The 13,398-nt window shown below is 47.3% G+C and carries 11 protein-coding genes; 5 read left to right on the forward strand and 6 right to left on the reverse strand.

Annotated features, from left to right (window positions below; all coding sequences use genetic code 11):
* Window positions 1-50 precede the first annotated feature (50 nt).
* Entirely contained in the window at window positions 51-611 is a 561-nt protein-coding gene (locus ACH50O_RS09975) for a Uma2 family endonuclease (RefSeq protein ID WP_446811868.1), read from the forward strand.
* Here ACH50O_RS09975 and sufD read toward each other — a convergent pair.
* The 4 genes from sufD to ACH50O_RS09995 form a co-directional block, all read right to left on the reverse strand.
* Complete coding sequence (gene sufD, locus ACH50O_RS09980) at window positions 606-1,895, reverse strand: Fe-S cluster assembly protein SufD (RefSeq protein ID WP_446811869.1); 1,290 nt, start codon at window positions 1,893-1,895, stop codon at window positions 606-608. The genes ACH50O_RS09975 and sufD overlap by 6 nt on opposite strands.
* A complete protein-coding gene (gene sufC, locus ACH50O_RS09985) occupies window positions 1,892-2,641 on the reverse strand; it encodes a Fe-S cluster assembly ATPase SufC (protein ID WP_036277688.1) in 750 nt (249 codons plus the stop codon). The genes sufD and sufC overlap by 4 nt, the downstream gene beginning before the upstream one ends.
* Before the next feature lie 836 nt (window positions 2,642-3,477).
* Window positions 3,478-4,926, reverse strand: coding sequence for a Fe-S cluster assembly protein SufB (gene sufB, locus ACH50O_RS09990; RefSeq protein ID WP_446811870.1), 1,449 nt, complete (start codon window positions 4,924-4,926; stop codon window positions 3,478-3,480).
* Window positions 4,927-4,940: 14 nt separating this feature from the next.
* A complete protein-coding gene (locus tag ACH50O_RS09995; protein ID WP_446811871.1) occupies window positions 4,941-5,390 on the reverse strand; it encodes an SUF system Fe-S cluster assembly regulator in 450 nt (149 codons plus the stop codon).
* Window positions 5,391-5,638: 248 nt separating this feature from the next.
* Between ACH50O_RS09995 and ACH50O_RS10000 the strand changes: the two genes are divergently transcribed.
* The 4 genes from ACH50O_RS10000 to ACH50O_RS10015 all read left to right on the forward strand — a co-directional run bounded on the left by ACH50O_RS10000 (window position 5,639) and on the right by ACH50O_RS10015 (window position 11,003).
* Window positions 5,639-6,412: a polysaccharide deacetylase family protein gene (locus tag ACH50O_RS10000; protein ID WP_446811872.1), complete on the forward strand. Its 774-nt coding sequence runs from the start codon at window positions 5,639-5,641 to the stop codon at window positions 6,410-6,412.
* A 193-nt stretch (window positions 6,413-6,605) separates the two neighbouring features.
* The gene (locus tag ACH50O_RS10005; protein ID WP_446811873.1) at window positions 6,606-7,562 is read left to right on the forward strand and encodes a glycosyltransferase; all 957 of its coding nucleotides are present in this window, start codon (window positions 6,606-6,608) and stop codon (window positions 7,560-7,562) included.
* 58 nt (window positions 7,563-7,620) lie between these two features.
* Window positions 7,621-8,883, forward strand: coding sequence for a putative O-glycosylation ligase, exosortase A system-associated (locus ACH50O_RS10010; RefSeq protein ID WP_446811874.1), 1,263 nt, complete (start codon window positions 7,621-7,623; stop codon window positions 8,881-8,883).
* 35 nt (window positions 8,884-8,918) lie between these two features.
* Window positions 8,919-11,003 (forward strand): sulfatase family protein, encoded by a 2,085-nt coding sequence (locus ACH50O_RS10015; RefSeq protein WP_446811875.1) that lies wholly within the window; start codon window positions 8,919-8,921, stop codon window positions 11,001-11,003.
* A 73-nt stretch (window positions 11,004-11,076) separates the two neighbouring features.
* On the opposite strand, the gene ACH50O_RS10020 is transcribed toward ACH50O_RS10015, so the two are convergent.
* The gene (locus ACH50O_RS10020) at window positions 11,077-12,081 is read right to left on the reverse strand and encodes an NAD-dependent epimerase (protein ID WP_446811876.1); all 1,005 of its coding nucleotides are present in this window, start codon (window positions 12,079-12,081) and stop codon (window positions 11,077-11,079) included.
* 2 nt (window positions 12,082-12,083) lie between these two features.
* Window positions 12,084-13,355: a Vi polysaccharide biosynthesis UDP-N-acetylglucosamine C-6 dehydrogenase TviB gene (gene tviB / locus ACH50O_RS10025; RefSeq protein ID WP_446811877.1), complete on the reverse strand. Its 1,272-nt coding sequence runs from the start codon at window positions 13,353-13,355 to the stop codon at window positions 12,084-12,086.
* Window positions 13,356-13,398 lie beyond the last annotated feature (43 nt).

A 13,398-nucleotide genomic window follows, 5' to 3' on the forward strand; every position in this document is an offset into this window, starting at 1 on the left:
TTTACTAAACACTAGAATCGAGCCAGTCGATTCGCTAATGGGATAAAACTATGGTCGCCGTCTTTCCGCAAAAACACCTCACCGACATCGCCGAATGGCATCGCATGGGCGAGGCCGGGATTTTTCCGCCCGAAAGCCGACTGGAACTGATTGAAGGAGAAATTCTCACTATGGCGCCGATAGGATTCAATCATGCTGGTCACGTTAATCGTTTAAATCGTATTTTTGCCCGTTTATGGAATGAAGGTGTAAACGTCCGCGTCCAAAGCCCAATCCAACTTGGCGACCTATCGGAACCGGAGCCGGATTTGACTTTAGTCAAACCCGATGCCGATGATTACACTACCCGTCACCCTGCCGCTGCTGACGTCTTGCTACTGGTCGAAGTCTCAGACAGTACCCTGCGCTTCGACCGCACCCAAAAACTGCGGCTCTATGCTACCCACGGTATTACCGAATACTGGATCGTCAACCTGATCGACAATTGCCTGGAAGTGTATCGGCAACCGCAGGACGGCGATTATCTGGATAAATCCGTACTGACCAAGGCTGATAGCATCAAACTAGCGGCCTTACCGGAGCTTGAAGTCTCAATCGCTTCGATCTTATAAACTGATCGCCGGAAACCGCTCCAACAACTCTTTCAGCAGCAAAGCCTTTAATTCGGCGTTCTCGACCTTATCCACCATCTCATTGGCAAACGCAAAAGTCAGAATGTTTCTGGCCGCCTCTTCATCAAGACCGCGCGATTGCAGATAAAACACCGACTTTTCCTCCAACTGCCCCACCGTGACGCCGTGCGAACATTTCACATCGTCGGCATAAATCTCCAACTGCGGTTTGGTGTCTACTTCCGCGTCCGCCGATAACAGCAGGTTGCGGTTATTCATTTCCGAATCGGTTTGCTGAGCGTCCTCTGCCACGACCACCCGGCCTTGAAACACTCCGCGCGCCTTGTTATCCAGCACACCTTTGTAAAACTCGCGACTAATGCCGTGCGGTTTAAGATGGTTGATGCGGGTGTGATTGTCGATATGTTGGCGTTTGCTGGCTACAAACAAACCGTTGAGAGAACATTCCGCGGCAGTATCCAGATCACTATGAATATCGCTGCGCGCCAGCCCGCTGCCCAAGGCAAAATTGTGATGGTTAAAGCGACTATCTCGCGACTGTTTTACGTAGGTACCGCCAAAATGCTGAGCTTTTTCCGCTTCAAGCTGCACTTTATACAGCGTCAAACCCGCATTGTTGCCCAACAGACATTCATTGACCGAGGCAGTGAAATAGCTATCGACGCTGCCAATATAGGTTTCTATCACTTCCGCTTCGGCTTGCTCATCCAGGACAAACAAATTCCGGGTTGCTGCCAGCGCATCGGCTTGGGTAACCACCTGGAGAATCTGCAGAGGCTTTTCCAATTGCTGCTTGGCCGCCACTTCGATCACCACACCATCGGCAAACCAGGCATTATTGAACGCCACCAAATTGTGTTCGGAACTGGAAACAGCTTGTCCCAAACGACTTTCCAACCAGGCCGGACGGTCTTGCAGAGCCTGTTTCAGACTGGAAACAGACACCTGGCCTGACAAGTCCTGCAGGCGTGACAGCGACGCGGAAAACTGACCGTTGACCAACACCACACTCGCGGCATCGTCCAACCGGTATTGATTCAACCAGTCCTCATCGACAATCTGGCTAGCGCTGGGTGCAAACAAGGTTTTGTTTAGCGCCGACAAATTGGTGTAACGCCACTCTTCCTCGCGATTGCCAGGAAAGCCACTGACGCCAAACACCTGCAAGGCCTGCTTTCTAAAGCCTTGCAGCCAAGGCAAGTCAAGCCCCGGCAGACTCGCCGCCAAGCCAGAATATTCTGTTAAATACGCTGCGCCGCTCATGCCGCTTGCCCTTCCAGCCAGCTATAACCGCGTTCTTCCAACTCCAATGCCAGTTCCGGCCCGCCGGATTTGACGATCTTTCCGTCGGCCAACACATGCACCACGTCAGGCTTGATGTAGTCCAATAAGCGTTGATAGTGGGTAATCATCAAGAAAGAACGCTCGGCGTTACGCAAGGAATTCACGCCTTCGGAGACGATACGCAAGGCATCAATGTCCAAACCGGAATCGGTCTCGTCGAGGATGCAAAGCTTGGGTTCCAGTATCGCTGCCTGCAAAATCTCGTTACGCTTCTTCTCGCCGCCGGAAAAACCTTCGTTAACCGCCCGATATAAAAACTTCTCGTCCATTTGCAACAACTTGACCTTGCTTTTCACAATGGTCAGGAAATCCATCGCATCCACTTCCGGCAGGCCTTGATGTTTACGCATCGCATTCAGCGCGGCTTTTAAAAGATAGATATTGCTGACGCCGGGGATTTCCACCGGATATTGGAAGGCCAGAAAAACGCCTTCGCGGGCGCGGATTTCCGGCGCCAATTCCAGCAAGTCTTTGCCGTTATAGGTCACACTGCCTTCGGTGACCGTGTAACCGGCTTTGCCGGACAACACATGCGATAAGGTACTCTTGCCGGCGCCGTTGGGACCCATGATGGCATGGACTTCGCCTGGGTTAATGTCCAGGGTTAGGCCTTTTAATATAGGTTTGTCGTTGATGGTTACGTGGAGATTTTTTATGCTGAGCATACGTTTTTTACCTAAGTTTTTAAAATGTAGGCTGGGTAGAACGAAGTGAAACCCAGCATTTAAACCTTTAATTTGTGTCGCTGACGCGACGGTTTTTTTAATGTCGGGTCTCGGCCCGACAACCGAGATACTTTCTTTTGCGTCGCCAAAAGAAAGTATCCAAAGAAAAGGCGACCCGGATGCCGCTTATCCCCTGCGCTCCTCGCTTTTGAACGGGGTTGCCGAAAGGGGCTTCCTGCCCCTTCGGCAACGCGCCGCATCCATGCGGCACCCCTACGGGCTATTCCGTTCAAAAGCTCCGGTGCTCGGCGCGGCATACAGGACCAAAACCATCCGCCGCCGAAGCTATCCATGCTAAAAAATCAAAATACGTAGGATGTGCTGAACGGAGTGAAGCGCATCTGTCGCGAACGATGCGCCTCATATCGTCGGCAGCATCTTAAAACTCCATCCCACATCCAACACAAACAAAATAATCTAACCACTATCAATCCCGCGACGGGGTTCTTCCCGTTATTCCGCCCCGAGCATCGCAGCTTTTGGCGAGATTGGCCCGCAGGGGAGCGGCAGGGATGCCGCTCGTTTTCGGAGGGCCAAGGATGGCCCTTCCGAAAACCCTCGCCAAAAGCAAGAAGCGCAGGATTAAGGCGGAATTCCGGGTGGCCTTTTCTTTGGATACTTTCTTTTTGCCAAGCAAAAGAAAGTATCTCGGCTGTCGGGCCGAGACCCGACTTATAAAAAACCCGTCGCGACAGCGACACCTCAAACAGCAATGCAAGCTAGAGCTTTCAAGATCGCTTTCCCAAGCCGGAGCTTGGGAACGAGAAAAACCCCTTTTAACCCACAGCCCCCTCAAGACTAATCCCCAACAACGCCTGCGCCTCCACAGCAAACTCCATCGGCAACTCCTTAAACACTTCCTTACAAAACCCATTCACAATCATCGACACCGCATCTTCGGCAGATAATCCGCGTTGCTGGCAAAAGAACAATTGATCTTCGCTGATCTTAGACGTGGTCGCCTCATGCTCAATCTGCGCGGTCGGCTGTTTCACTTCCACATAGGGAAAGGTATGCGCGCCGCATTTATCACCCACTAACAGCGAATCGCACTGGGTATGGTTACGGGCATTTTCAGCGGATTTAGCCACTTTCACCAAACCGCGATAAGTGTTTTGCGCCCGACCGGCGGAAATACCCTTGGACACAATGGTGCTGCGGGTGTTTTTGCCGATGTGGATCATCTTGGTGCCGGTGTCAGCTTGTTGCAGGTTGTTGGTCAAGGCCACTGAGTAAAACTCGCCCACCGAATCGTCGCCCAGCAACACGCAGCTTGGGTATTTCCAGGTAATCGCGGAGCCGGTTTCGACTTGGGTCCAAGACACTTTGGAATTGTGGCCGCGACACTCGGCGCGCTTGGTGACGAAGTTATAGATGCCGCCCTTGCCGTCCTTGTCGCCTGGATACCAGTTCTGCACGGTGGAGTATTTGATCTGGGCATTGTCCAAGGCTACCAGCTCTACTACCGCCGCATGCAACTGGTTTTCGTCGCGCATTGGCGCGGTGCAGCCTTCCAGATACGAAACGTGCGAACCGGCGTCGGCAATGATCAAGGTGCGTTCGAATTGACCGGTGTTGGCGGCGTTGATCCGAAAATAGGTCGATAACTCCATCGGGCAACGAACGCCCGCAGGGATATAAACAAAGGAGCCGTCGGTAAATACCGCAGAATTCAAAGCCGCGAAAAAATTGTCTCCAGGCGGAACCACCGTCCCGAGATATTGCTTCACCAAATCGGGATATTCCTGCAAGGCTTCGGAAATCGGACAAAAGATCACCCCGGCATCCTTTAGCTTGCCTTTAAAGGTGGTGGCGACAGAAACGCTATCGAACACCGCATCCACCGCAATGCCAGCCAGACGCTCTTGTTCGTCGAGCGGGATGCCCAGCTTTTTATAGGTATCCAGCAACTCCGGATCGACTTCGTCAAGGCTTTTCGGACCGGCTTTTTTTGATTTTGGCGCCGAGTAGTAACTGATAGCTTGGTAATCGATCGGATCAATTTTAAGTTGCGCCCAGTCCGGCGATGGCATGCTCTGCCAATGCCGGAAAGCTTTGAGGCGATACTCCAGCATAAACTCCGGCTCGTTTTTGACTTTGGAAAGCCGGCGAATCACGTCTTCGTCCAAGCCTGGCGGAAACGTATCGACTTCCAGTTCGGTCACAAAGCCTTGTTTGTATTCCTGACTGATGAGATGTTCAATTTCTTGTGCGCTTGTAGACATAATCTTTTCAATAATTAGCGAAACAACTGGTTAACCGGAATCGAGACTTCTTCCGGCGGCTTAAACGGCAAAATCAGATCGGCTAAGGTCACCGATTCGAGTGCATTGGCGATCTTTTGGTTGATCAAATGCCAATTGCCTTGAATCCGGCAACCGCTGGCTTGGTCGCAACTCTTGTGCGACACAGTGCATTCAGTCAGAGCAATCGGCCCTTCCAAAGCACTAATTACGGTTGCCACGGTAATTCGGCTAGGCTCTCTTGCCAATGCATAACCGCCCTTAGCACCACGCATGGAGCTCAACACACCGGCCTTGAGTAATATTTTCAATATTTTGCTGACCGTAGGCTGCGCGATGCCTGTCGCCTCGGCGATTTCCAGAGCGCCATGTACGCGACTCCTGTCCTGGGCCATATAGCTCAAGATCACCGTCGCATAGTCCGTTAACTTACTTAGCCGTAACATTACTCTCTCTTTTCATTTAGGACTATTTTAGTCTTATTTAAATCCCGAGTAAATAACTTGGTTATTAAAAATTTACTTTCGGATACCACCGTATCTTTTAAGGGCGCCTCCGCATACCACAAACCATCTTTTAAGAATCTCCGACATCGAAGCCAAACAGCTGCCGACAATTTTTCCCTGAAATTCTTGCTTATATGCAATACACTTCCACCAATGCCATTGCAAACCTTATCCAAGCAGAAAAAGCCATGAGCCAATACCGCAGCCCCATCGTTTTGATGTATCACGGCACTCCCGACAGCCAGCCCGATTCCCATTACTCGATCCGCGCCGACTTATTTGCCAAACATTTAGGGTATTTGAAGCAAGCGGGCTGGAAAACCGCACTGTTTAAGGATCTGCGAAATGTCGAAAATCTACCAGAAAAGAGCGTTGTTCTAACTTTCGACGATGGGTATGACGATAATTATCTCGGTGCTTTTTTACCACTATTGGAACACGAAATGAAAGCCACTTGGTTTATCGCGACCGACTGTATAAGCGGCCATGCGCACTGGCTGGGCAAGCCATCCATGCAAACCCGAATGCTGAATTCGGAACGTCTACTTGAAATGCATACCGCAGGGATGGAAATTGCTTCACACACATGTTCGCATCCCGATCTTTCAATACTTAGCTTAAATCAACAGCAAGCTGAACTTTCAAAGGCGAAAAGCGTACTCGAAGACCTGTTATCTACCCAAGTAACCAGCTTGGCTTATCCGTTTGGCAGATTTAACGCCGATTCGGTAACTGCGGCCGAAAAGACCGGATACAACCTTGCCTGTACCACCCGACCCGGCTGGTTCGGTAGTGAAAACAATCCCTATATGATTAGGCGAATTGCAATATTTTCCGGCGACAGCGCAAGTACCCTGGCCCGCAAATTAACATTTGCAGACAACGATGTCTCCTGGAAAAAAATGGCGCGATATTATGCCGGCCGGGCCTGGGATAAACTATCTCGCAGTTCTTGGAATTGAAATTTCAGTGCAAATCCGAGCCACGTTTTCAGCCACTACCCTCTAACATAGATACGATGAGCAAATCTCCAGGGATTCTGTTGACTAAAATCATTTCGCTTTCCATAGCCTTGGCATCGACCCAATCCTCCCGGTCAAAAAACGTGTTTTGTGGCGCACAACACTTCATTACACCCGACCCTTAATACCGCAAATGAGCCCGGAAAAAACTGACAAGATCCTGACATTCGCGTTTTGCACTTTTAACCGTGTGGAACGATTGGAGAAACTGGTAGCTTGCATGCGCGCTCAATCGTGCCCGATTCCGTTCAAAATTCTTGCAATCGACAACAACAGTAGCGACTCCACAAGTGACATATTAAATCAACTCACTCAGCTAGCTGGCCCCGAATTGCATTGGGTGCATGAACCCACGCAGGGGATTGTCGCGGCACGCAATCGAGCCATCCAAGAAGCTCTCAATTCGGACATTCTAGTTTTTGTTGACGATGACGAATTACCACTTCCCGGGCTATTAAATGCTACAGTGGATGCCGTCATTAACGAAGGCGCCGAATGCGTGGGTGGGCGTATTGATATAGATTTTTCCAACCAAAATCGGCCACGATGGCTCGACGACGAATTACTGGGATTTCTTGGTGCCTTGGATCATGGAGACTGCGCCTTTTGGATAGAAGACAACACAACACCCGTCTGGGCAGGTAACATTGCCTACGATATGGACTTGTTCCGCAGAGACCCGACATTGCGTTTCGATCGAAGATACGATCGCAAAGGTAAGACCATAGGCGGCGGCGAAGATTTAATGATGTTTAATCTTCTGCTTCAACAAAAGCGCAGGATCCGTTATCGCCCGGACATGGCAATACTTCATGCGGTGGAACCTTGGCGGCTCCAGCGACACTATTTCATCAAGGTACATTTTCTTGCCGGTTTCCGTGGGGCAATTAATGACTTTCCTGCATATAATCGTACTCACCTCGGCATACCGCCATTCTTAGTCGCACAACTTATCAGACAAATATGGCAGTGGTTATTACTGGCCTGCTCACTGAAAAATAGTCTGCGACAGGCTATGAATATTAGTTATTCTTTAGGACAAATTTCCGGCTGTTTTTTGCGGTGGAAAAAAAAGTCATCTGAAAGCTAAGCCGGCTAAATCGATATAAAAAGCTTATTTTCTTGATTCAACATACCTAAAAAACTCCTTGCGCGACATAGTTGTCTTTATATTTTTGTTAGCCTGCATAGTTGCCGCGATAAAAAAACCGTGGTGGGGCGTATTGTCGTTAGCCGTATTCAGCTACTTGAATCCCCATGCCTATGCGTGGGGATTCGTACGCTCCCTGCCGGTTTATTACGTATTGTTTTTAGTAGTGGCATTTGGCACCATGTGGACAAAAGACAAACAACCCATTCCCAAGGACTGGCGTATAACCACCTTTATCATGCTTTGGTTTTATTTTGCATTTACCACAACCCAAGCGCCATTGTTTGATATATCTTTAAGTAAATTCTGGTTAATTTGTAAAATATTCTTACCTTTTTATTTTACCTGGGTTCTCATAAACACTAGGGAAAAACTTTATTATTTAATTTCCACAATAGGCGCATCCATTGGCGTTGTCGCTGTTAAAGGCGGTATTTTTGCAATTTTGACCGGATTTAGCCATCGTGTTTATGGACCGCCAAATACCCAATTCGAGGATAACAATTTATTCGCTGTAGCCATGCTTATTGCCATCCCCCTTATCTTAATCTGGGAAAAAGAAGTTCAAAAAAATTGGTTAAGAAAGGGAATATTATTATCCATTCCAGTTATTTACGCCGCATCCTTATCGTCGTGGTCTCGCGGCGCTTTGCTGACCATGATTGCGCTAACCTTTACATTGATTTCAAACAGTAAGCGCAAATACATGATGATTCCTTTAGTCATTATCGGTACGTTTTTCGTCATACCTTATTTACCCGACGAATGGTTCGGACGAATGCATACCCTTGAAACTTACGAAGAAGATCTTTCCGCAATGTCCCGAATCGAGGCTTGGACCGATGGCTGGAACTATGCCCTGAGCCATCCCTTTACCGGCGCGGGATTCGATGGCTGGATACACGTCACCATGCGCGACTGGCATAGCTCTTATGTCGAAATGCTAGCGGAACACGGCTTTATTGCATTCGGCCTTTGGATTTCCATGATATTGGGCAGCGTTTTTAATTTAACCATTCTATCCAGACAAGCAAAGCGCATTGAAGGCATGGAGTGGGTTAATCATTACAGCTTAATGGTCAGAACATCGATAGTTTGCTATATGGTTGGTACAGCTTTTCTCGGCTTATCCTATTGGGACTTGCTATATCATTTAATATTTATATCGGTATTAATAAAAAAATTCGCACTGGAAGAGTTTTCAGAAAAAGCGAAAATAGCTGATCAGAAAACCCAAAAAAATCGAAAGCTCGCTATTTGATCAACTATCGCCCTAACCTAATACAATAAATAGAGATGGAAAAAATACTATTATCCCTCTACTGCCCATCCATTACCGCACTGCTTTGTACTATTACATTAATACTACTTACATTACACAACTACTCTCGGACCGGCCCAGGCATCCAAAAAGAAATAGAAAAAAAATTTGGCTATTATGTAGCTTTCGCATTATCCAGACTTGCATTATGGCTGTTTGTAATATTTTTCCTGACCTCTTTATCCGGCACTATTGCTGCATATTCTTTATCAAAGCTGGCGCCGTCGATTGAATTTAACTTTATATCCGGCTTACTTGGTGGTTTTCTATCGACAACCGCTATCACTTCTTACTTTTTTTTATATCAATTACTGTATACTCCAGGCACTATTCAGCTATCTTTTCAGTATCGATTTTCCAGATTGTTTGTTTTATGGAAAGTACTTTCACCGGGACTAATAAGCGGCATAAAATACTTATTAGCCCTACTATTTCTTGCCACATCGGTGATTGCTCTATTTTTTGCCGCTCAAGAAAACAATACCCTGTTCACTTTTTACATATTAACGGTCGCCTTTCTATACGCCTTTATTTATTATTCAGCAATCAGCACTGAGCCGGCCGCCGTGCACTCGCCATCTCAGGCACAACCCAATGTAATAATGATAGGCTCGGATACATTACGCCATGACCGAATAGGCGGAGGGACCTATCATAGAAATCTGACCCCTAATATTGATAAATTATCCGCCAACGGGTTGCGCCTAAAAAAATGTATTACACCTCTCGCCAGGACAGCTCCCAGCGTGGCATCTTTATTCACCGGACTATGGCCTCATAACCATAAAGTTCGGGACAATTATCCTGCGGACGTAGACTGTAAACTACCGCAAGCTTCTTTAGTGGACATCTTGAACGATCACGGTTACCTCACCGCAGCGATATCAGATTGGTGCGGCGCGGATTTCGCAAAGTTAAGTTTCAACTTTCAGGAAACTTCCGTAGCGGAAGATCAATGGAATATAAAGCTGTTATTGCGGCAAGGCCCTTCCTTAATTCGAAACGTCCTGTCTTTATTCACAAATAATCCTTTGGGAAAACGCTTTTTACCCGAATTTTATTATCTGGCCGGCGTACCTTTAACCCGTAGTTTAGGCCGCGAATGCCGTCAAGCGATCGCACGTTCAGCGAAAAATTCGCAACCTTTTTTTATTAATCTATTTACTTCGTCCACGCACGTTCCTTTCAATTCGGAATACCCTTATTACAATCTATTCACCCCGAAAAATTACAAAGGCGAGTCCAGATTTATCATGACCCGACTGGCTTCCGCGGAAGAAATTGTCAACAAACAAGAACGAGGCGCAGAGTTTTTTGATGTACAACAAATCATTAATTTATACGACAGCTGCGTCAAACAATTCGATGATGAAGTTGGAAAAATAGTCGATTATATTGATAAATCGGGTCTGTCTGATAACACCATCATAATTATATATAGCGATCATGGCGCAGACTTTTTTGAGACCGGATGCTGGGGCCAAGGCAATACCTTGGTTGGAGACGACCCCAGCGGCAGAATACCTCTGGTAATCAAAGGTCCTGGAGTGCCTAAAGGTATAAATTTCGAGCCCGTCACCCGCTCAATCGATGTAATGCCGACCTTGTTGAATTTATTGAATATTCCAATCCCAACAAACTTGGATGGCGTTAATTTGATGCCTTATGTTAATGCACTGAAATCGCCAGAGCTTTTTGCCTTTCAGGAAACGGGAATTTGGTTAGGAAAAGTCCCGGGATTACATCCAGAGCAAATTCTTTATCCTAATATTGTCGAATTATTGGATATTCCGGATGAAAAAACGGGTACGTTAGTAGTCAATGAAAAACACTACCCTACCGTTATTCGTGCAAAAAGCCGCTCTGTGCAAAACGAAAAGTGGAAACTAATTTATATAGCCACTTATACCGAACCCGTTTACCAGCTATATGATTTAGAACAAGACCCGTATCAAGATGTAATAGATTTACATCCCGATATATTTACAAATCTTAAAGCCGTATTGGATGACTTTCTGAAAAGCGACCCATTATTTACGGTAAACAATTCATGTATTTGAATTGTATAACACGGATTTCCAGGTTGCGCGATTTAAGAATTAAACCCTATATTACGCAACCTGAAAAAGCTACTTAACGATAATAATCGAGATACCAAGTAACAAACCGTTCTATACCCTGCTCTATAGTAGTATTAGGTTTGTAACCAACATCGGCAACCAGCGCCTCTACATCGGCAAACGTATCCGGCACATCGCCCGGTTGTAGCGGCAGCAATACTTTCTCCGCGGTTTTGCCGAGAAAGCGTTCCAAGGTTTCGATATAAGACATCAATTCCACCGGGCTTTGATTGCCGATGTTATAGACTCGCCAAGGCGCTCTACTAGTGCCAGGATCGGGACTCGCGCCGCTCCACTCAGGATTGGGCAAAGCATTATGGTCCAGCGTGCGAATCACACCTTCGACAATATCGTCTATGTAAGTGAAATCACGCCGATGTTTGCCGAAATTGAATACATTAATTTTCTCGCCGTTCAAAATAGCCTTGGTGAACAAAAACAAAGCCATGTCGGGGCGTCCCCAAGGACCATAGACGGTAAAAAAGCGCAAACCCGTCGTAGGTAGTTGGTAGAGATTGCTATAGGTATGCGCCATCAGTTCATTGGCTTTTTTGGATGCCGCATACAGACTAAGCGGATGATCGACATTGTCATGCACGGAAAACGGCATCGATTCGTTCGCACCGTATACCGAACTACTGGAGGCATACACCAAATGCTCCACCCGATTATGCCGGCAACCTTCCAATATATTGATAAAACCGACGATGTTACTATCAATATAGGCATGCGGATTCTCGATGGAGTAACGTACACCGGCCTGAGCGGCCAGATTAACCACTTTTTGCGGCTGATGTTTTTTGAACAGTTCATCCATGCCGGCTCTATCGGCAATATCCAGCCTGACATCGGTATAACCGGTAAAATCCTTGATCCGATCTAACCGACTTAATTTCAGGTTAACATCGTAATAGTCGTTCAGATTATCGACGCCAATGACTTCATCACCGCGCTCCAATAGTCTCAGTGCCAGATGATTACCTATAAACCCGGCAGTACCGGTCACCATGATCTTCATTCTTAAAGCCTTGCGTCGGTTTGATCAGTAGGGAACAAGTATTTTAGGTCGTAAACGATGGTCTGCGGCGTGCCCAAAGCCCTGATTTCCGAAATTGGCATTTTTTTGAATTGGTCATGGGCGACAGCCAGAATAATCGCGTCGTATTTGCCTGGGACTGGTTTCTCGACCGGCGAAATACCGTATTCATGTTCCGCGTCCTGAGGGTTGACCCAAGGATCGTAAACCTCGACATTTACACCATAGGTTTTCAACTCCGCAACAATATCCACCACCCGGGTATTTCGTATATCCGGACAATTTTCTTTGAAGGTCAGTCCCATGATCAGTACATTGGCTTCTTGCACATGCACGCGCTTTTTCAGCATTAGCTTTACTAACTGTGATACAACATACACTCCCATACCATCGTTAATTCGGCGGCCGGAAAGGATGACTTCCGGGTTGTAGCCTATGGCTTGGGCTTTGTGCGTCAGATAGTAAGGGTCGACACCTATACAATGTCCGCCAACCAAACCCGGCCGAAACGGCAAAAAATTCCATTTAGTGCCTGCGGCCAACAACACTTCTTCGGTGTCGATACCCAACTTATTAAAAATTAAGGCTAGTTCGTTGATCAACGCTATATTGACATCGCGCTGGGTGTTTTCGATCACTTTAGCGGCTTCGGCAACCTTGATACTGCTTGCCTTATGCGTACCGGCAGTGATAATGCTTTTATACAATGCGTCGATTTTTTCCGCTATTTCCGGCGTTGAACCCGAGGTCACTTTCAGAATATTGGTAACCCGGTGCTGCTTGTCGCCAGGATTTATTCGTTCCGGACTATAACCGACGTAGAAATCCCGGTTAAATGCCAAACTGGATACTTTTTCCAGAATGGGTACGCAAACTTCTTCCGTGGCACCGGGGTATACGGTCGATTCGTAAATGACGATGTCACCGGCTTTAATTACCTTGCCCAGTAATTCGCTGGCCTTTTGTAAGGGTGTCAAATCCGGTTGCTTGTGCTCGTTGATCGGCGTGGGCACCGTCACTATATAAACCGAACAATCGGCAATATCCTGCAAATCCGCACTATAAGTCAACAACTTGGCATCGGCGAGCTCTTCTTCGCTCACCTCCAGGGTATGGTCCCGACCCGAACGCAACTCTTGGATCCGATGCTGATTGATATCGAAACCCACGGTTGGATATTTACGACCAAACTCGACAGCTAACGGCAATCCCACGTAACCAAGCCCAATCATGCCGATTTTAATGTTATCTAACATCTAGTAACTCCTCCTCTGCCCAGCTTTGAGTATTAATGACACT

Source organism: Methylomonas sp. 2BW1-5-20, assembly GCF_052474515.1.

What these genes read in the sequence shown, in the direction of transcription:
- ACH50O_RS10005 (WP_446811873.1), top strand. Translation starts at nt 6,606, where the DNA reads ATGAGCCCGGAAAAAACTGACAAGATCCTGACATTCGCGTTTTGCACT.
- ACH50O_RS10000 (WP_446811872.1), top strand. Translation starts at nt 5,639, where the DNA reads ATGAGCCAATACCGCAGCCCCATCGTTTTGATGTATCACGGCACTCCC.
- ACH50O_RS10020 (WP_446811876.1), bottom strand. Translation starts at nt 12,081, where the DNA reads ATGAAGATCATGGTGACCGGTACTGCCGGGTTTATAGGTAATCATCTG.
- sufB (WP_446811870.1), bottom strand. Translation starts at nt 4,926, where the DNA reads ATGTCTACAAGCGCACAAGAAATTGAACATCTCATCAGTCAGGAATAC.
- sufC (WP_036277688.1), bottom strand. Translation starts at nt 2,641, where the DNA reads ATGCTCAGCATAAAAAATCTCCACGTAACCATCAACGACAAACCTATA.
- tviB (WP_446811877.1), bottom strand. Translation starts at nt 13,355, where the DNA reads ATGTTAGATAACATTAAAATCGGCATGATTGGGCTTGGTTACGTGGGA.
- ACH50O_RS10015 (WP_446811875.1), top strand. Translation starts at nt 8,919, where the DNA reads ATGGAAAAAATACTATTATCCCTCTACTGCCCATCCATTACCGCACTG.
- ACH50O_RS09995 (WP_446811871.1), bottom strand. Translation starts at nt 5,390, where the DNA reads ATGTTACGGCTAAGTAAGTTAACGGACTATGCGACGGTGATCTTGAGC.
- sufD (WP_446811869.1), bottom strand. Translation starts at nt 1,895, where the DNA reads ATGAGCGGCGCAGCGTATTTAACAGAATATTCTGGCTTGGCGGCGAGT.
- ACH50O_RS09975 (WP_446811868.1), top strand. Translation starts at nt 51, where the DNA reads ATGGTCGCCGTCTTTCCGCAAAAACACCTCACCGACATCGCCGAATGG.